Genomic DNA, 19,138 nt, shown 5'->3' with positions numbered 1-19,138 from the left:
GCCCTCGGGGGCGGCGTATGTGCCGTTTCACTCCCCCGCGGGAGCGTGTTCGGCGGTGGTCCGTACGTCGATCTCGCGCCAGAACCCGGCACGGATGGCGTAGCGGTCGTGCTCGTCGATCTGGTCGTCCTTGTGGGCGAGCAGTCCGAACCGGGCGGCGTACCGCAGCAGCTCACCGTCGATCCGGTGCGGGACGCGCGGATACATGCCCGAGAGCTTCTGCAGATGGGCCTGGTCGCCCAGCCGTTCCATCCAGCGCCGCGCGAAGACCTGCCCGACCTCGAACGGATCGCCGCCGACGGTGGTGATGTCCTCCTCGCGGTCCGCCCATCGCTGCTCGGCGCTGGTCAGCTGGGCGAGGGTGGGCATCGAGGCGACCTCGGGCGGCTCGGCAGGGCCGCCGGGGCGGTCGACCCAGCCTTTGTCGGAGGACCAGCGCAGGGTCGCGTTCGCGGGCTGCTGCGGCTGGGTGCCGGGACCGCGCAGGGCGGCCAGGTCCTTGGGGGTGGGCACGCCCTTGGGCGCGGGCACTCGCTCCTGGGTGCCGTTCTCCGAGGCGGCGGGGGCGTGGTCGCTCTCGTCGGCGGATCGTTCGGCCGCCGCGGCGAGTGCGGATTCGGGCAGCGGTGCGGACAGGATCGCGGCGATCTCGGGACGCGGCGCGGGCGGCGGCGCACAGATCCCGCCGAGGTCCTTGGCGCGTACGGCCTTGGTGATCCACGTACGGTCCAGGACGCGCCGTTCGTCGGCCTCGGCGACGAGGTCCTCGGACTGGTTGTAGTCCCCGTCGGCGGCCTGGACGGCCCACAGGTGTACGGCGACGCCGTGCTCCTTGGCGGCCATCATGCCCGGCAGCAGATCGCCGTCGCCGGTGACGAGGACGATGTCGGAGCAGGCGCGGTTGCGGGCCAGTTCGGTGAGCTCGGCGTGCATGGCCGCGTCGACGCCCTTCTGGGCCCAGCGTCCGTCGCTGCGGGTCAGGGCGCCCAGCCGGACGGTGACCCGGGGCATCACCCGCAGCCTGCGGTGCTCGGGCTGGGGGACGCGGTCGGGGGCGCCGTCGAACCAGTAGATGCGCAGCAGGGGTCGTTCGGTGTCCGACTCGGCGCGTTCGCGCAGGCCCTGGATGAGGGCGGGGTGATCGACGGTGATCCGGGATCGCGAGGGTTCCCCGGCAAGGAGGGAGGCGGCGGCGCCCAGCAGATACCCGGCGTCCACCAGGACGATGCAGCGGTCCACGCGACTCACCCTCTTCCGAGGCGGTTTACTTCGGACTTCCTTCGAGTCTGCCCGACCGCGCGGAGGTTAACGGCCGGAACTCGATCTTCGGCGTGGCGTTTCGGCACATCGCGGGGCGACGAACCCTGTCACAGACGGTAATTATCCGAAATGCGTTCTTTATCAGCTTATGTGAATCTGGTCCCGGCCCTGGCCCCTAGATCCCCCTCAGGAGGCAGATCACCATGGCCAAGAACAAGAACCGTGACCGCAAGCAGCCGCAGTCCGAGCGTGGTCAGCAGGAGGCCCAGCAGTCCTCGATGGAGGCGCAGGCCGAGCAGCGCATGACCCAGGTGACTCCGGGTGACATGGCCCGCAAGGGCAAGCAGAAGCGCTTCGGTCACAACTGACATCTTCATAACGGGTCGTTGAGACCCAGGCACACAGAGAGGGCGTACCCCGTGCACGGGGTACGCCCTCCTGTCATGTCCTATCCCGCCAGGCAGGACGGGCCGAGCAGCACCTTCAAGTCGCCGAAGAGCGCCGGGTCCGGCTTCACCCGGTGCCGGTCGAGGCGCAGGACCGTGGTCCTGGTCGGGCCCTGGAGCTTGATCCGGACCTCGCTCTCGCCCTTGTGGTGGGTGAGGATCTCGCCGAGGCGGCTGATCATCGGCGGGGTGACCCTGGTTGCCGGGATGGTGAGGATCACGGGCGCGTTGGTGCCCGCGTTGGACAGGTCGGGGACCTGGAGTTCCATCGCCACCAGCCGGGGCACGTCCTCGCGCTTGTCGAGGCGGCCCTTGACGAACACCACGGCGTCCTCGACGAGTTGGGTCGAGACGAGCTGGTAGGTCGCCGGGAAGAACATGCACTCGATGGAGCCGGCGAGGTCCTCGACGGTGGCGATCGCCCAGGCGTTGCCCTGCTTGGTCATCTTGCGCTGGAGGCCCGAGATGATGCCGCCGATGGTGACGACCGCGCCGTCCGCGTGCTCACCTCCGGTGAGCTGGGCGATGCCCGCGTCGGCCTTGTCGGACAGTACGTGCTCCAGGCCGAAGAGCGGGTGGTCCGAGACGTACAGACCGAGCATCTCCCGCTCCTGGGCGAGCAGATAGGCCTTGTCCCACTCGTCGGTGGTGAACTCCACGTCGAGTCCGAAACCGGGCTCGCTGGTCTCCTCCTCGCCCATCCCGCCGAAGAGGTCGAACTGGCCCTCGGCCTCCTTGCGCTTGACCTGCACGACGTTGTCGATCATCGGCTCGAAGTGCGCGGTGAGGCCCTTGCGGGTGTGCCCCATGGTGTCGAAGGCGCCCGCCTTGATCAGCGACTCCGTGGTGCGCTTGTTGCAGGCGACCGCCTCGACCTTGTCGAGGTAGTCGGGGAAGGAGGCGTACTTCCCCTTGGCCTTGCGGCTCCTGATGATGGACTCGACCACGTTGGTACCGACGTTGCGCACCGCTTCGAGGCCGAAGAGGATCACGTCGTCGCCCTGGGCGGCGAAGTTGTGCACCGACTCGTTCACGTTCGGCGGGAGCACCTTGATGCCCATGCGCCGGCACTCGTTGAGGTAGACAGCGGACTTGTCCTTGTCGTCCTTGACGGAGGTGAGCAGTCCGGCCATGTACTCGGCGGGGTGGTTGGCCTTGAGGTAGGCGGTCCAGTAGGAGACCAGGCCGTACGCGGCCGAGTGCGCCTTGTTGAAGGCGTAGCCGGCGAAGGGGACCAGCACGTCCCACAGGGCCTTGATGGCCTCGTCGCTGTAGCCGTTCTTCTTGGCGCCGGCCTGGAAGATGGTGAAGTTCTTCGCCAGCTCGTCGGGCTTCTTCTTGCCCATCACGCGGCGCAGGATGTCGGCCTCACCGAGCGAGTACCCGGCGATGATCTGGGCGGCCTTCTGCACCTGCTCCTGGTAGACGATCAGGCCGTAGGTGACCGCGAGGACCTCTTCGAGGGGCTCCTCCAGCTCCGGGTGGATCGGGGTGATCTCCTGGAGCTTGTTCTTGCGCAGCGCGTAGTTGGTGTGCGAGTCCATGCCCATCGGGCCCGGACGGTAGAGCGCCGAGACGGCGGAGATGTCCTCGAAGTTGTCGGGCTTCATCAGACGCAGCAGCGAGCGCATGGGGCCGCCGTCGAACTGGAAGACGCCGAGGGTCTCACCGCGCTGGAGCAGTTCGAAGGTCTTGGGGTCGTCGAGCGGCAGGGCCAGCAGGTCGAGGTCGATGCCCTTGTTGGACTTCACCATCTTGACGGCGTCGTCCATGATCGTCAGGTTGCGCAGGCCGAGGAAGTCCATCTTCAGCAGGCCGAGCGACTCGCACTGCGGGTAGTCCCACTGCGTGATGGTCACACCGTCCGTGTGCCGCACCCAGATCGGGGCGTGGTCGACGATGGGCTCGCTGGACATGATCACGCCGGCGGCGTGCACACCCATCTGCCGGACCAGGCCCTCGACGCCCTTGGCGGTGTCGATGACCTTCTTCACGTCCGGCTCGTTCTCGTACATCGCCCGGATCTCGCCGGCCTCGCTGTAGCGCGGGTGCGAGGGGTCGGTGATGCCGTTGAGGTCGATGCCCTTGCCGAGGACGTCGGCGGGCATGGCCTTGGTGAGGCGGTCGCCCATGGCGTACGGGTAGCCCAGCACGCGCGCGGAGTCCTTGATCGCGTTCTTCGCCTTGATCTTGCCGTAGGTGCCGATCATGGCGACCTTGTCGGCGCCGTATTTCTCGGTCACGTACCTGATCACCTCGACGCGCCTGCGCTCGTCGAAGTCGATGTCGACGTCGGGCATGGAGACGCGCTCGGGGTTGAGGAACCGCTCGAAGATCAGACCGTGCGGGATCGGGTCGAGGTCGGTGATGCCCATGGCGTAGGCGACGATCGAACCGGCCGCGGAGCCTCGCCCCGGGCCGACCGCGATGCCGTTCTTCTTGGCCCACATGATGAAGTCGGCGACGACGAGGAAGTAGCCCGGGAACCCCATCTGGATGATGACGTCCATCTCGTACTCGACCTGCTTCTGCCGGTCCTCGGGGACGCCGCCCGGGAAGCGGCGCTCCATCCCCCGGCGGACCTCCTCCTTGAACCAGGTGACCTCGGTGAAGCCCTCGGGGATGTCGAACTTCGGCATGAGGTTCCTCGCCTCGAACATGCCGGAGGTGTCGATCTGCTCGGCGACCAGGAGAGTGTTGGCGCAGCCCTGCTGCCAGGCGTCGGAGGAGTCGACGGCGTACATCTCGTCCGTGGACTTCAGGTAGTAGCCGGTGCCGTCGAAGCGGAAGCGGTCCGGGTCGGAGAGGTTCTTGCCGGTCTGGATGCACAGCAGGGCGTCGTGCGCGGTCGCCTCGTGCGCGTACGTGTAGTGCGAGTCGTTCGTCACCAGCGGCGGGATGCCGAGCTTCTTGCCGATCTCCAGGAGGCCGTCGCGGACCCGGCGCTCGATCTCGATGCCGTGGTCCATCAGCTCCAGGAAGTAACGGTCCTTGCCGAAGATGTCCTGGTACTCGGAGGCCGCCTTCAGCGCCTCGTCGAACTGGCCCAGGCGCAGGCGGGTCTGGAGCTCGCCGGAGGGGCAGCCGGTGGAGGCGATGAGGCCCTCGGACCACTGGGAGATGGTCTCCTTGTCCATCCGGGGCCACTTCTGCAGCCAGCCCTCGGCGTACGCGTCCGAGGAGAGCCGGAAGAGGTTGTGCAGACCGGTCGAGTTGGCCGCCCAGATCGTCTTGTGGGTGTAACCACCCGAACCGGAGACGTCGTCCCGCTTCTGGTGCGGCTGGCCCCACTGGATCTTGCGCTTGTTGCGCCGGGACTCGGGGGCGACATAGGCCTCGATGCCGATGATCGGGGTGACCCCGGCCTTCTTCGCGCTGTGGAAGAAGTCGTACGCCCCGTGGAGGTTGCCGTGGTCGGACATGGCGATGTGGGTCATGCCCATCTCGTTGCACGCGTTGAACATGTCCTTGAGCCGCGCGGCACCGTCCAGCAGCGAGTACTGGGTGTGGACGTGCAGGTGCGTGAACGGCGGCTTTGACACGGCTGCGGCCTCCAGGGGAAACGTACGGCGACGGGTGTCCCACCAGTTACGGACACTCTGGGGGACAGCGTCGAAGTCTATGCCTCGGCACTGACACTCCGGGGGCTGCCCCGCGTACCTTCACAGCGAGGGTTTCGCGGGCACTTTCGTCCCGCCCCGCCCGTTGAGACGACAGAAACGCTGTCGTACACATGCACCAGGAGGCACCCAGCGATGTCGGTACCGCAGCTCAACGACGAGCCTCGCGGCGAGGAGATTCTCGCCGTCTTCGACACCGCCTTCGGCGAGCTCCTGGCCGCCGACCCGGCCGCGTTCCGGGTGAAGTTCCGGAAGATGGCGGCCTCGGCGTTCGCGTTCTACCGGGGTACGGCGTGCCTCTTCTACCACGACCTCGACTCGGACAAGCGGGGCGGCCCGTACCTGGACGAGCGCACCTCGCGCGTGTGGATCCACGGCGACCTGCACGCCGAGAACTTCGGCACGTACATGGACTCCACCGGTCGGCTGATCTTCAACGTCAACGACTTCGACGAGGCGTACGTCGGCCCCTTCACCTGGGACCTCAAGCGCTTCTCCGCGTCGATCGCCCTCATCGGGTACGCCAAGGCGCTCGGCGACGAGCAGATCACCGAGCTCGTCAAGATCTACGCGGCCGCCTACCGCGAGCGCGTCCACGCCCTGGCCACCGGCGCCAAGAGCGACGAGGTGCCGCCCTTCACGCTGGACACCGCCGAGGGCCCGCTCCTGGACGCGCTGCGCGACGCCCGCTCGCTGACCCGCTTCAGCCTGCTGGACTCGATGACCGAGATCCGCGACTTCGAGCGCCGCTTCGCGCCGGGCGGCGGCTCCATCGAGCTGGACGCGGCCACCCGCTACAAGGTGCTCGCCGCCTTCGACGGCTACCTGGAGACGCTGCCGGAGACCTCGCTGACCCGCCCGGACTCGTACCGGGTGAAGGACGTCGTCGGCCGCCGCGGCATCGGCATCGGCTCGGCGGGGCTGCCGTCGTACAACATCCTCCTGGAGGGCCACAGCGACGCCCTGGAGAACGATGTGGTGATCTACATCAAGCAGGCCCAGACCCCGGCCGCCTCCCGGCACATCACCGACCCGGCGATCCGTGACTACTTCCAGCACGAGGGCCACCGCACGGTGCTCTCGCAGCGCGCCCTGCAGCAGCACGCCGACCCGTGGCTGGGCTGGACCGAGCTGGACGGTTCCGGTCAGCTGGTCGCGGAGATCTCGCCGTACGCCGTCGACCTGGACTGGGGCGACATCGACGACCCGGAGGAGATCGCGGCGGTCGTCGCCGACCTCGGCCGGGCCACCGCCACCATGCACGGGGCGGCGGACGACCAGTCCGGCGAGTCCCTGGTGCCCTTCTCGACCGAGCGGGCCATCGACGCGGCCATCGCGGCCGACGAGGACGGCTTCGCGGACCTGCTGGTCTCCTTCGCCCACGACTACGGGGCACGCGCGCGTACCGACCACCAGATCTTCGTCGACCTGTTCCGCAACGGCCGCATTCCGGGCCTCTGACCGAATCGATCGATAACGACAGGGCCGCTCACAGGAACCCTTTAGGGGTCCCTTACCGGCCCGCGTGACACACTCTCCTCCGCTATGGACATATCCGGGACCCGACTGCGAGCGCTCCGCGCGGCGCTGTTCACGGCACTCGTCGTGACACTCAGCACCGCGTCGCACGTGCTGCTGTCCCGGGTCCCGCTGCCGCTGAACACGGTGGCCCTCGTCGCGGCCGCCGTGTTCGTCCTCGCCTACGCCCTCGCCGGCCGCGAGCGGAGCTTCGGGCGGATCGCCGCCCTGCTGGTGCCGCTGGAGCTGGCCGCCGACACCGTCTTCACCACCGGCCAGCACGTCTGTTACGGCGCGGCGGGCGGACCGGTCACCGGTCCGCTGCGCTCGGTCGGCTGGGACGTGTTCTGCGGTGACGGCGGCAGCGTCGGCAGCCCGCTGGCCCGTGTGACCGGCACCGACACCGACCGCCTCGCGGGCGCCCTCGCCCACGTCGACCCGCAGGCCGCCTGGCTGCTGCTCGGCGCGCACATCGGCGTCGGCCTCCTCGCCGCCGCCTGGCTGCGCCGCGGCGAGCGGGCCCTGGCCCAGGTGGTCGGCGCGGTGACGGCGACCACGTTCCGGCCGCTCCTGCTGGCCGTCGCCGCGGTGGCGGTACGACGGGCCCCGGCGGCCCGCGCCCCGCGGCACCCCGGTCGTCGTACGGCCGTCGTCCGCGACCGGATCCTCGTGCATTCCCTGGGACGGCGTGGACCGCCGTGCCCGGTCGCTTCCGCCTGACCGGACAGCACCCGAGCACCACCAGTCCCCCATGCATCCCGCACACGAGGTGTGCGCGTCCCCTTACGGAGATCACCCATGAGCAAGCGGAACAGCCAGGCGTCGAAGTCGGCGGCCCGTGAGCGGCTGCGCCAGGAGCGCGAGCGCCAGGCCAAGCGCGACAAGGTCAAGCGGCAGGTCATCGTCGCCTGCTCCCTCGTCGGCGTCCTCGCGATAGCCGGCGGCATCGGCTATGCGGTCGTCCAGGGCAACAAGCCGGACTACTGGGAGGCCGCCAAGGACGACAAGCTCGTCAAGCCGGCCAACACCACGGGCACCAACGGCACGACCGTCACCATCGGCAAGAGCACCGCCAAGAAGACCCTCGTCATGTACGAGGACCCGCGCTGTCCCGTCTGCGCGTCGTTCGAGCAGACTGTCGGCTCGACCGTGGACAAGGATGTCGAGGACGGCAAGTTCAAGATCCAGTACGTCGGCGCCACCTTCCTCGACAACGGCCTGGGCGGCGAGGGCTCGAAGAACGGGCTCAGCGCGCTCGGCGCGGCGCTCAACGTCAGCCCCGAGGCCTTCCTCGAGTACAAAACCGCGATGTACTCGACGAAGTGGCACCCGGAAGAGTCCGACGACAAGTTCAAGGACGACGCCTACCTCATCAAGATCGCGAACACGGTCGACGCCCTGAAGAACAACAAGACGTTCCAGAACGCCGTGAAGAACGGCACCTACGACAAGTGGGCGCTGGAGATGTCCAAGACGTTCGACGACAGCGGGGTGACCGGCACCCCGACGCTGAAGATGGACGGCAAGGCGCTGACCGGTTCCGACGGCAAGAACGCGCCGATGACGGTGGCCGATTTCAACACGGCGCTCGAGGCGGCCCTCAAGGCCTGACCCGACCGTCATCCCAAGAGCGGGCGAACTTTTGCCGGTTCGCCCGCTCTCGTTCATACCGATCAGTAACCTGATCGGTCGTGACCAGTAGATTCAGAGCATCCGAGCATCTCAACTCCCTGTCACCGCGCCGCCGTACGGTGGTCAAGGCCGCCGCCGCCGGCGCGGTACTGGCCGGCCCCCTCGCCGCCGCGATCCCGGCCCGCGCCGCCGAGGCCCCCGCCTTCCTGCACGGTCTCGCCTCCGGCGACCCGCTCCCGAACGGCGTTCTGCTGTGGACTCGGGTGACGCCCACCGCCGAGGCGATACCCGGCTCCGGGCTCGGCCCGGACACCGAGGTCGGCTGGGTCGTCGCCAAGGACAAGGCGTTCACGAACGTCGTCGCCAAGGGCACCACGACCGCGACCGCCGCCACTGACCACACCGTCAAGGCCGACGTCCGCGGCCTGGAGCCGGCCACCGAGTACTGGTTCCGCTTCTCGGCGGGCGGCACCGACTCCCCGGCGGCGCGCACCCGCACCGCGCCGGCGGCGGACTCGGCCGTGCCGAACCTGCGCTTCGGCGTGGTCTCCTGCGCCAACTGGGAGGCCGGCTACTTCTCCTCGTACCGCCATCTCGCGGCCCGCGGCGACCTGGACGCCTGGCTGCACCTGGGCGACTACATCTACGAGTACGGCACCGGCGAGTACGGGACGCGCGACACCGTCGTCCGCCCGCACGCGCCGGCCCACGAGATCCTCTCGCTGGCCGACTACCGCACCCGGCACGGCCGTTACAAGACCGACCCGGACCTTCAGGCGCTCCACGCGGTCGCTCCGGTCGTCGCCATCTGGGACGACCACGAGTTCGCCAACGACGCCTGGTCGGGCGGCGCCGAGAACCACACCGAGGGCACGGAGGGCGCCTGGGCCGCACGCCAGGCCGCCGCCAAGCAGGCCTACTTCGAGTGGATGCCGGTGCGCACGGCGACCGCCGGCACCACCTACCGGCGGCTGCGCTTCGGCAAGCTCGTCGACCTGTCGCTCCTCGACCTGCGCTCGTTCCGCTCGCAGCAGGTGGCCGTCGGCAACGGCTCGGTCGACGACCCGGACCGTACGCTCACCGGGCGCGCCCAGCTCGACTGGCTGAAGGCGGGGCTGAAGTCCTCCGACACCACCTGGCGGCTGGTCGGCAACTCCGTGATGATCTCGCCGTTCGCCATCGGCTCGCTCTCCGCGGACCTCCTCAAACCGCTCGCCGAGCTGCTGGGCCTGCCGAAGGAGGGGCTCGCCCTCAACACCGACCAGTGGGACGGCTACACGGACGACCGCCGCGAGCTGCTGGCCCATCTGCGCGCGAACGCGATCCGCAACACCGTGTTCCTGACCGGCGATATCCACATGGCGTGGGCCAACGACGTGCCGGTGAACGCCGGGACGTACCCGCTGTCCGCCTCGGCCGCCACGGAGTTCGTCGTGACCTCGGTGACCTCCGACAACCTCGACGACATCCTCAAGGTCCCCGAGGGCACGGTCACCGCGCTCGCGGCGCCGGTCATCCAGCTCGCCAACCGGCACGTCCACTGGGTCGACACGGACCGCCACGGCTACGGCGTCCTGGACATCACCGCCGAGCGGGCGCAGATGGACTACTACGTGCTGTCCGACAAGACAAAGGCGAACGCGACCTCGTCCTGGGCCCGTTCGTACCGCACGCGCAGCGGCACGCAGAAGGTCGAGCGGACGTACGACCCCGTGTAAGTCGCCTTTTGGCCAACGGCGGGTAGCGCAAGCCGCATTCGTATACGGAAGCGCTACTCGCCCGGTCAGAAAGCATTTACAGGCTGAGCATGTACACGTAATCTCCCGGGCGGCGGCCAGGAAGACCCCTGCGCCCGCTCTCCCCGACGCATCAGCCAGGAGTCAGCATGCGTGCGCTTGCCCGGATATCCCCCCTTATACGCAGACGCCTTCTGGGCACGGCCGTTGTGGCCGGAACCCTGATGCTCACTCCCCTGTCGGCACCCACCGGAGTCGCGGCGGCCCAGGCTCCGGCCGCCGACTGCGCCGACACGGACGCCCACACCGCGGCCCGCGAGGCCCGTCCCGCGCACGGCGGGACCGTCGCCGAACCCAACGAGATCAGCGCCGCGAAGGCCCAGTCGATGGACGCCGATCTCCGGCAGAAGCTCGACAAGCTGCCGTCCTCCGGCAGCCGCAGCCTCGCCGCGGCCGCCTCGACGACGATCCCGGTGTACTTCCACGTCATCCACGACGGGGCGACCGGCCGGCTCGGCTCCTCCGACATCAGCGCCCAGCTGAACGTCCTGAACGCGGCCTACGCCGGTCAGGGCACCGGGAACGTCGACTCCGGCTACCAGTTCACGCTGGCCGGCACCGACTACACCGACAACGCGGCCTGGTACAACGTCGGTTACGGCTCCACGGCGGAGAAGGCGATGAAGACCGCCCTGCGCAAGGGCGGGGCGAACGCGCTCAACGTCTACACCGCCAACCTCGGCGACGACCTCCTCGGCTGGGCCACCTTCCCCAGCTCCTACAAGTCCAGCCCCGCCATGGACGGCGTCGTCCTCCTCGACGCGTCCCTGCCCGGCGGCTCGGCCACCAACTACGACGAGGGCGACACCGCGACCCACGAGGTCGGCCACTGGATGGGGCTCTACCACACCTTCCAGGGCGGCTGTAACGGCAAGGGCGACTACGTCGACGACACCCCGGCCGAGAAGAGCGCCGCCTACGAATGCCCGGTCGGCCGCGACACCTGCACCAACAAGACGGGCGTCGACCCGATCCACAACTTCATGGACTACACGTACGACGACTGCATGTACCAGTTCACCTCGGGCCAGGTGACCCGCATGCAGCAGAACTGGGCCGCCTACCGCGCCGCGGGCTGACCCTAGAGGGACTCCAGGAAGCCGAGCGCCACCCGCCAGGTGGCCTCGGCGGCCTCCTCGTCGTAGTCCGGCAGGCCGGGGTCAGTGTAGAGGTGGCCGGCCCCGGCGTATCTGTACACCTCGACGTCCGCGCCGGCGCGGTTCATCTGCAGATACCAGGAGCTCAGCCAGTCGTCGGTCTCGAACTGGTCCGGCTCGGCGACATGCAGCTGGACCGGCAGGTCGTCCACGGACGCGTTGGCCGCGATGTCCGAGGTGCCGTGCAGAAGCAGCAGCCCACGCGCCTTGTCGTCGCCGAGGGCGAGGGTCTGCGCGACGGAGGCGCCGAACGAGAACCCGGAGTACACGAGGCCCCGCGCCGAGTAGGGCGCGGCGGCCAGCACGGCCCGCTTGAGCAGCTCGTCCTTGCCGACCTGCTCCTTGAACTCCATGCCCTCCTCGACCGTCTCGAACGTATGCCCCTCGAAGAGGTCCGGCGTCCACACCTCGTGCCCGGCGGAGCGCAACCGGTCGGCGGCCTGCCGCACCGCGGGCCTCAGACCGTAGGTCGAGTGAAAGAGCATGATGTTCATGAGGCCATGGTGCCAGCCGGGTACGACAGTGCCGTTCCGCGGCCGTACCCACATCGCCGCCGAAGTCACATGTTCATGTCCGCCCCGGGCCGGTTAGGTTCGGGGTCATGGAGAACGTACTCCGCCCCCTGATCGTGATCGGTGGCTCGGTTCTGCTCACGCTGGTCATCGGCTGGGCCACGGACATGCTGCTGCGCAAAGCCGACGGACGGCACCACGAGACCCCGCTGTGGGGTCTGCTGCGCCGTGGGCGCATCCCCTACCAACTGGTGATCTGCGCGGCCCTGCTCAGAGGGGCGTACGACGAGGCACGGGTGCTGCGGGAGCACCGCGTCGGCATCGGGCAGGCGCTGACACTGACGCTGATCGGGGCGACGGCCTGGCTGGTGATCCGGATCGCGGCCGCGATCGTCGAGACGACGTACACGCGCTACGCGCGCGCCAGCCGCGATCCCGCCCGGGTCCGCCGGGTGCGCACCCAGGTGACGCTGATCACACGGGTGGTCGCCGCGGTCGTCGGTGTCGTCGCGGTCGCCGCGATGCTGCTGACGTTCCCGCCGATGCGCGCGGCCGGCGCCTCGCTGCTGGCCTCGGCCGGCATCCTCGGCATCGTCGCCGGTGTCGCGGCGCAGTCCACGCTGAGCAACATGTTCGCAGGGCTGCAGATCGCGTTCGGCGACATGGTGCGCATAGGGGACACGGTCGTGGTGGACGGCGAGTGGGGCACGGTCGAGGAGATCACGCTGACCTTCCTGACCGTGCGGACGTGGGACGAGCGCCGGATCACGATGCCCGTCTCCTACTTCACGTCCAAGCCGTTCGAGAACTGGTCGCGCGGCGGTGCCCAGATGACCGGCATCGTCTACTGGCATCTGGACCACTCGGCGCCGATGGAGGAGATGCGCGAGAAACTCCGCGACATCCTGCGCGAGTGCCCCGCCTGGGACGGCCGCGCCTGCGACCTGACCGTGACGGACTCCACTCCGAACACGATGCAGGTGCGGGCCCTGGTGACCGCCAAGGACGCGGACGACATCTGGACGGTCCGGGTCACGGTCCGCGAGCGCATGATCCAGTGGCTGTCCGAAAAGCACCCGCACGCCCTCCCCCGCGTCAACACGGCGGACGCGTCCCTGCCCCCGGGCACCAACGGCAGCCGCCCGTCCACCCCGGACGGCGCCCCCCGCCGCGCCCACGAGCCACCGCGGACGGGCCGCTGACGGCCACTCACCGTCCCCGCTCGGCACCCCCATTGACCTGGACGATCTGCGACGTACTGCATTCTCCCGGGGGCGACCCCCGGACCCCCGGCAGAAAGGACGGGCCGACCGGACGACCGGAGCCGACGGACGAGACAGCCCCACCGGCACCGGCCCGCTCACCTCGCCGAGATCAACGCCCCCGCTCGGCACCCCCATTGACCTGCACGATCTGCGACGTACTGCATTCTCCCGGGGGCGACCCCCGGACCCCCGGCAGAAAGGACGGGCCGACCGGACGACCGGAGCCGACGGACGAGACAGCCCCACCGGCACCGGCCCGCTCACCTCGCCGAGATCAACGCCCCCGCTCGGCACCCCCATTGACCTGCACGATCTGCGACGTGACGTGCCCGGCGCCCGGCGAGGCCAGCCAGTGCAGGGTGCCGGCGACGTCCCCGGGCGTCCCGGCGCGCCCGTTCTCGGTGTCGGCGACGAGCCGGGCGCGGCGGGCGGGGTCGATGGCCGCCCCGAAGAACTCGGTGTCCTCGATGTAGCCGGGCGCGACGACGTTCACGGTGATCCCGCGGGGTCCGAGCTCCCGGGCCAGGTCATGGGCGTACGGATGCAGCCCGGCCTTGGCCGCCGCGTACGCCCCGCTGCCGGACCCCCGGTAGGCGGCGATGGAGCTGACGAACAGCACCCGCCCGCCGGGCTCGGCGAGCCGGTCCTTCAGGGCCTCGGTGAGCAGGGCCGCGGTCAGCAGATTGAGCCGGAAGTTGACGGTCCAGGCATGGGCCACGGCATCCAGCGGATCGTCACCGGAGGCGGGCGGTTCGAGCTGCCCGGTCCCGCCCGCGCTGTGGACCAGCACATCCACGGTCCCCAGCTCCCGGGCGACGAACCCGGCGACCCCACGCACCTGCGCCGTGTCGCTGAGATCGGCCGCGTACGTCAGCGCCCCCGGCACCCCGGCCTTCTCCAGCACCTCGGCCCGCCGCCCGAGCAGCAGCACCCGGTCCCCGTCCGCCGCGAAGGCCTGCGCCGCCGCGAGCCCGATCCCCGTACCGCCACCACTGATCACGATGTTGCGAGACATGCCCCCACCCTAAGAAGGGCCGCCCGCACAGTCGTCGCCCTTCACACGACTGCCATACGACGGAAAGGTCACCGCAGACTGCGCACGTCGAGGTGCCTCAGCACCCGGTCCACGACCTCGGGGTCGGCCCCCGGCTCACTGCGTGCCGCCAGCACCTCGTGCCGTGCGGCGCTCATCATCTCGCTCTGGATCCGCCGGATCCGCCTCAGTCGCTTCACCCGCTGCTCGTGCGCCTCCCGCCGCTCCTCGTCCCCCATGTCCGGGCTGATCCGCACCCCGATCTCGAACGCCCGCCGCAGCAGCTGCTCGGTCAGCTCCTCCGACAGCTCCTCGACCTCCTCGATCTCCTTCAGCCTGCGCTTGGCCGCCTTGGCCGCCCGGATCGCCAGCGTCTTCTCGAACTCCTTCTCCCGCTCGGTGTCGGCCTTCACGCCGAGCTTCTTCACGAGCCAGGGCAGGGTCAGCCCCTGGAGCACGAGGGTCGCCATGATGACGCCGAACGCGATGAAGACGATCTCGTCCCGGTCGGGAAAAGCGGACCCGTCGTCGGTCTTCAGCGGGATCGCCAGGGCCAGCGCCACGGACGCCACCCCGCGCATCCCGGACCACCACATGACGACGGTCTCCCGCCAGGTCGTCGGGATCTCCTCGTCGTAGTCCTGCTTGGCGTGCAGCCGCTTGGCGACCCAGGTCGCGGGCAACAGCCACAGCAGCCGTACGAGGACGACGACCCCCACGATCGCGGCCGCCCAGCCGAGCATCTCGCCCCACCGCCCGGACGCGGTCCGGATGGCGTTGTGCAGTTCGAGCCCGATCAGTCCGAAGGCCACGCCGGTGACCAGCGTGTCGACGATGTCCCAGAACGTGTGCCCGGCGAGCCGCGTGAGGACGTCGTCGGCGTCGGTGGCGTACTCGGCGAGGAAGAGGGCGGTGGTGAGGACGGCGAGCACCCCGGAGCCGTGCAGCTCCTCGGCCATTACGTAGGAGGCGTACGGCACCAGGAGGGTGAGGCCGATCTGCAGGGTCGCGTCGTCGAGCACGTCCATGAGCTTGTTGGCGCCCCAGCCGAGGGCGAGGCCGACAACGACGGCGACCACGGCGGACAGCACCAGGTCGAGGCCGGCCCGCCAGGGCGAGAACGTGCCGCTGACGGCCGCGGCGATCGCGACGTGGTACAGCACGATCGCCGTCACGTCGTTGAAGAGCCCCTCGCCCTCCAGGATCGACACCAGTCGGCGCGGCAGCCCGAGCTGCCCGGCGACGGCGGTCGCCGCGACCGGGTCGGGCGGTGCGACCAGCGCGCCGAGGGCCACGGCGGCGGCGATCGGCAGGCCCGGCACGATCGCGCCCGCGACGACGGCCACACACAGGGTGGTGACGAACACCAGCGCCACGGCGAGCAGGAAGATCGGTCTGATGTTGGCCGCGAACTGCCGCCAGGAAGTGCGCCGTACGGCGGCGTAGAGCAGCGGTGGCAGCAGGAGCGGCAGGATCAGCTCCGGCGAGATCTCGACGTTGGGCACGAAGTCGAGCAGCGCGAGGACTATCCCGAGCAGGGTCATCAGCACCGGCGCCGGCAACCCGACCCGGTCTCCGACCGGGACGCTCACCACGGCCCCGAGCAACAGCACGAACAGCAGGGCCAACTGATCCACGGTCAGCACTCCGATGAGCTCTGGACGTTCGGACGGCAGACCTCAAGCCTGCCACGCCCCGGTTCCCACCAGCGTTTTCGGTACCCTGTGTCACCGGGCACACCCCGTGCTACAGAGCGCGCCGCATCCCCTGGTGCGCCATCCCCGCCTCCAGGTACTCCGCCCCGTAGGCCTCGTACCCCAGCCGCTCGTAGAACCCCAGCGCATGCGTCTGCGCGTGCAGATCCACCGCCGCCAGCCCCAGCGCGCGTGCCGCGTCCTCGATGGCCCGCACGAGCGCGACCCCGACCCCCAGTCCGCGCGCCTCCTGGGTGACGGCGAGCCGCCCGAGCGACCCCAGCGTCAGGTCACCGCCGACCTTCTCCGCGGCCGCGGAGCCGTACAGCAGCCGCCCGGTGCCCAGCGGCACCCCGTCCTCCCGCACGGCCAGCACATGCACCGCGACGGCGTCGTACGCGTCGTACTCCAGGTCCTCCGGCACGCCCTGCTCGGCGACGAAGACCTCCTTGCGCACCGCGAAGCACAGCTCGCGGTCGGCGCGGTCCTCGGCGACCCGGACCGCGTACGACGGCAGGCTCATCCGTACGTCTCCTCGCGGACCTGGTCCAGGGCCTTCTGCAGGTCGGCCGGGTAGTCGCTCTCGAACTCGACCCACTGTCCGTCCCCGGGGTGCTCGAAGCCGAGGCGGACGGCGTGCAGCCACTGGCGGGACAGGTGCAGCCGCTTGGCGAGGGTCGGGTCGGCGCCGTAGGTCAGGTCGCCGACGCAGGGGTGGCGGTGGGCGGCCATGTGGACGCGGATCTGGTGGGTGCGGCCGGTCTCCAGCTTCACGTCGAGCAGGGAGGCCGCGCGGAACGCCTCGATGAGGTCGTAGTGGGTGACCGACGGCTTGCCCTCGGCCGTGACCGCCCACTTGTAGTCGTGCTGGGGGTGGCGGCCGATGGGCGCGTCGATGGTGCCGCTGGTCGGGTCCGGGTGGCCCTGCACGAGCGTGTGGTAGCGCTTGTCGACCGTGCGCTCCTTGAACTGGCGCTTGAGCGAGGTGTACGCCCGCTCCGACTTGGCGACCGTCATGAGGCCGGAGGTGCCCACGTCCAGCCGGTGGACGATGCCCTGGCGCTCGGCGGCGCCGGAGGTCGAGATCCGGTAGCCGGCCGCGGCGAGACCGCCGATGACGGTCGGCCCGCTCCAGCCCGGCGAGGGGTGCGCGGCGACGCCGACGGGCTTGACGATCACGACCACGTCATCGTCGTCGTGCACGATCTCCATGCCCTCGACGGGCTCGGCGACGATCTGCACGGGCGCCGGCGCCTGTGGCATCTCCACCTCGAGCCAGGCGCCGCCGTGGACCCGCTCGGACTTCCCTACCACCGACCCGTCGACCGTGACCTTCCCCGCGGCGGCGAGCTCCGCGGCCTTGGTTCGGGAGAAGCCGAGCATGCGGGAGATGGCGGCGTCGACACGCTCGCCCTCCAGGCCGTCGGGCACGGGCAGGGTACGGATCTCGGGAATCGGGCTCACCCGACGAGTATGCAGGACAGCGCCGACGGCCCCGACGCGAGCCTGTGGAAAACCCTCGGCCGGGACCCCTCGGCCCGTCAGTCCTTGTGGACGGTCCCGTCCGGGTCGAGGCCCTTGAAGGACAGCAGCACGATCAGGATGCCGCCGCACACGATCGCCGAGTCGGCCAGGTTGAACACCGCGAAGTGCTTGGGCGCGATGAAGTCCACGACCGCGCCCTCGAAGACGCCGGGCGAGCGGAAGATCCGGTCGGTGAGGTTGCCGAGCGCACCGCCCAGCAGCATGCCCAGCGCGATCGCCCAGGGCAGGCTGTAGAGCTTGCGGGCGAGCCGGGCGATCACCACGATCACGGCGGCCGCGATCACCGTGAAGATCACGGTGAAGGCCTCGCCGAAGCCGAAGGCCGCGCCCGCGTTGCGGATCGCCTCGAACTTCAGCCAGTCCCCGATGATCTCGATCGGCGCGTGGTGCTCCAGCTTGGCGACCACGATCATCTTGCTGACCAGGTCGAGGGCGTACGCGAACGTGGCGACCGCGAACAGCACGGCGATCCGCCGCTTCCCCCTGGGCCGCGCCTCGGCGCTCGCCTGCCCCTCCGCACCGGACGACTGCTCCGGCTCGGTCTCCGCCCCCTCCGGGGAGTCCGGCGTACCGATGATGCGCTCCGCCTCTGCCACGTGTGTCCCTCGACCTAGGTACCTGACTGACGACGAGGGTACGGCACGCCCCACCGCACCCTCAGTACCGGCGTTCCTGCTTCTGCTTGCACTCCACGCAGAGCGTGGCGCGCGGGAAGGCCTGCATACGCGCCTTGCCGATGGCGTTGCCGCAGTTCTCGCACAGGCCGTAGGTACCCGCGTCGAGGCGGTCCAAGGCACGCTGGGTCTGGATGAGCATCTCGCGCGCGTTGGCCGCGAGGGCCATCTCGTGCTCGCGCGTGATGTTCTTGGTGCCGGTGTCGGCCTGGTCGTCGCCCGCGCCGTCCCCGGAGTCCCGCATCAGGCCCACGAGGGACTCCTCGGACGAGGTGATCTCGGAGCTCAGCCGCAGCGCTTCGGACTGCAGCTCGGTACGCGCCTCCTGGACCTCCTCCGGCGTCCAGGGGTCCTCGCCCGGGCGGACCGCGAGCTCGCCCGGCTCCACCGCCGCGGCGAGACGTGCCTTGGGGACGGCGGTCTGCGCCGCCGTGGCCGTGCCAGGAGTCTTCTTCGCAACCACCGTCGTGGCTCCCGTCTGCTTCGCGGCCTGCGCCGCGCCCGCCTTCTCGGCCGTGCTCTTGCCGGCCGCACTCTTCGTGGAGGTGCTCTTCGCGACAGCGGTCTTCTTGGCCGCCGTCTTCTTCGCTGCCGTCTTCTTGGCAGTCACCTTCTTGGCCGCCGACTTCTTGGCCGCCGTCTTCTTCGCGGCGGCCTTCTTGGCCGCCGGTCTCTGGGACCCCTCCTCCTCGACGGCCTCCCGCGCGGGAGCCGCCTTGGACGCCGTGGCCTTCTTGGCCGCGGTCTTCTTCTCGGGGCTCTTGGCCACCGCCTTCCTCGCGGCGCCGGCCACCGTCTTCACGGCCTTGGCGGCACGCCCCTCGGCACCCCCCTGTGCGCTCTTCTTCCCACCCACGTCCTTGGCCGCACCACCGGAGGCCTTGGCAGCCCCCGAACTGCCCGACGCCGACTGCTGTACGGCGGTCTTCTTCGCCACCATGGCCGCGGCCCCTTCACATATTGTGATCTTGCACGCGAATCGTGCT

At 69.8% G+C, this 19,138-nt stretch carries 16 protein-coding genes; 7 read left to right on the top strand and 9 right to left on the bottom strand.

Features of this window, described 5'->3' with window-relative positions:
- Positions 1 to 27: 27 nt before the first annotated feature.
- A complete protein-coding gene (locus QF037_RS34455; protein ID WP_307032043.1) occupies positions 28 to 1,239 on the bottom strand; it encodes an NYN domain-containing protein in 1,212 nt (403 codons plus the stop codon).
- Between the two features lie 224 nt (positions 1,240 to 1,463).
- Between QF037_RS34455 and QF037_RS34450 the strand changes: the two genes are divergently transcribed.
- Positions 1,464 to 1,628, top strand: a complete 165-nt coding sequence (locus tag QF037_RS34450; RefSeq protein WP_266893661.1) for a hypothetical protein — start codon at positions 1,464 to 1,466, stop codon at positions 1,626 to 1,628.
- 80 nt (positions 1,629 to 1,708) lie between these two features.
- On the opposite strand, the gene dnaE is transcribed toward QF037_RS34450, so the two are convergent.
- The gene (dnaE, locus tag QF037_RS34445) at positions 1,709 to 5,248 is read right to left on the bottom strand and encodes a DNA polymerase III subunit alpha (protein ID WP_307032042.1); all 3,540 of its coding nucleotides are present in this window, start codon (positions 5,246 to 5,248) and stop codon (positions 1,709 to 1,711) included.
- A 213-nt stretch (positions 5,249 to 5,461) separates the two neighbouring features.
- Here dnaE and QF037_RS34440 point away from each other — a divergent pair, with 213 nt between their 5' ends.
- The 5 genes from QF037_RS34440 to QF037_RS34420 all read left to right on the top strand — a co-directional run bounded on the left by QF037_RS34440 (position 5,462) and on the right by QF037_RS34420 (position 11,351).
- A complete protein-coding gene (locus QF037_RS34440; RefSeq protein WP_307032041.1) occupies positions 5,462 to 6,787 on the top strand; it encodes a DUF2252 domain-containing protein in 1,326 nt (441 codons plus the stop codon).
- Between the two features lie 84 nt (positions 6,788 to 6,871).
- Positions 6,872 to 7,564, top strand: a complete 693-nt coding sequence (locus tag QF037_RS34435; protein ID WP_307032040.1) for a hypothetical protein — start codon at positions 6,872 to 6,874, stop codon at positions 7,562 to 7,564.
- Positions 7,565 to 7,642: 78 nt separating this feature from the next.
- Positions 7,643 to 8,455 (top strand): thioredoxin domain-containing protein, encoded by an 813-nt coding sequence (locus QF037_RS34430; RefSeq protein WP_307032039.1) that lies wholly within the window; start codon positions 7,643 to 7,645, stop codon positions 8,453 to 8,455.
- Between the two features lie 80 nt (positions 8,456 to 8,535).
- Positions 8,536 to 10,194: an alkaline phosphatase D family protein gene (locus QF037_RS34425; protein ID WP_307032038.1), complete on the top strand. Its 1,659-nt coding sequence runs from the start codon at positions 8,536 to 8,538 to the stop codon at positions 10,192 to 10,194.
- A 167-nt stretch (positions 10,195 to 10,361) separates the two neighbouring features.
- Entirely contained in the window at positions 10,362 to 11,351 is a 990-nt protein-coding gene (locus QF037_RS34420; protein ID WP_307032037.1) for a zinc metalloprotease, read from the top strand.
- 2 nt (positions 11,352 to 11,353) lie between these two features.
- Here QF037_RS34420 and QF037_RS34415 read toward each other — a convergent pair whose 3' ends face one another.
- A complete protein-coding gene (locus QF037_RS34415; protein WP_307032036.1) occupies positions 11,354 to 11,923 on the bottom strand; it encodes a dienelactone hydrolase family protein in 570 nt (189 codons plus the stop codon).
- A gap of 107 nt (positions 11,924 to 12,030) precedes the next feature.
- On the opposite strand from QF037_RS34415, the gene QF037_RS34410 reads away from it, so the two are divergent.
- Complete coding sequence (locus tag QF037_RS34410) at positions 12,031 to 13,143, top strand: mechanosensitive ion channel family protein (RefSeq protein ID WP_307032035.1); 1,113 nt, start codon at positions 12,031 to 12,033, stop codon at positions 13,141 to 13,143.
- Between the two features lie 337 nt (positions 13,144 to 13,480).
- Here the strand turns inward: QF037_RS34410 and QF037_RS34405 are convergent, their stop codons facing one another.
- The 6 genes from QF037_RS34405 to QF037_RS34380 form a co-directional block, all read right to left on the bottom strand.
- Complete coding sequence (locus tag QF037_RS34405) at positions 13,481 to 14,221, bottom strand: SDR family NAD(P)-dependent oxidoreductase (RefSeq protein WP_307032034.1); 741 nt, start codon at positions 14,219 to 14,221, stop codon at positions 13,481 to 13,483.
- A gap of 68 nt (positions 14,222 to 14,289) precedes the next feature.
- Positions 14,290 to 15,876, bottom strand: coding sequence for a Na+/H+ antiporter (locus QF037_RS34400; protein WP_307032033.1), 1,587 nt, complete (start codon positions 15,874 to 15,876; stop codon positions 14,290 to 14,292).
- 109 nt (positions 15,877 to 15,985) lie between these two features.
- Complete coding sequence (locus QF037_RS34395) at positions 15,986 to 16,456, bottom strand: GNAT family N-acetyltransferase (protein ID WP_307032032.1); 471 nt, start codon at positions 16,454 to 16,456, stop codon at positions 15,986 to 15,988.
- Positions 16,453 to 17,397: an RluA family pseudouridine synthase gene (locus QF037_RS34390; protein WP_307032031.1), complete on the bottom strand. Its 945-nt coding sequence runs from the start codon at positions 17,395 to 17,397 to the stop codon at positions 16,453 to 16,455. Before QF037_RS34390 ends, QF037_RS34395 begins: the two co-directional genes overlap by 4 nt.
- 77 nt (positions 17,398 to 17,474) lie before the next feature.
- The gene (gene lspA, locus QF037_RS34385) at positions 17,475 to 18,074 is read right to left on the bottom strand and encodes a signal peptidase II (protein WP_307032030.1); all 600 of its coding nucleotides are present in this window, start codon (positions 18,072 to 18,074) and stop codon (positions 17,475 to 17,477) included.
- Between the two features lie 61 nt (positions 18,075 to 18,135).
- Complete coding sequence (locus QF037_RS34380; RefSeq protein ID WP_307032029.1) at positions 18,136 to 19,092, bottom strand: TraR/DksA family transcriptional regulator; 957 nt, start codon at positions 19,090 to 19,092, stop codon at positions 18,136 to 18,138.
- Positions 19,093 to 19,138: the final 46 nt, after the last annotated feature.

The sequence above is a fragment of the Streptomyces canus genome (assembly GCF_030815415.1).
Classification (GTDB): Bacteria; Actinomycetota; Actinomycetes; order Streptomycetales; family Streptomycetaceae; genus Streptomyces; species Streptomyces canus_F.
This window is presented reverse-complemented; position numbering and strand designations above follow the sequence as displayed.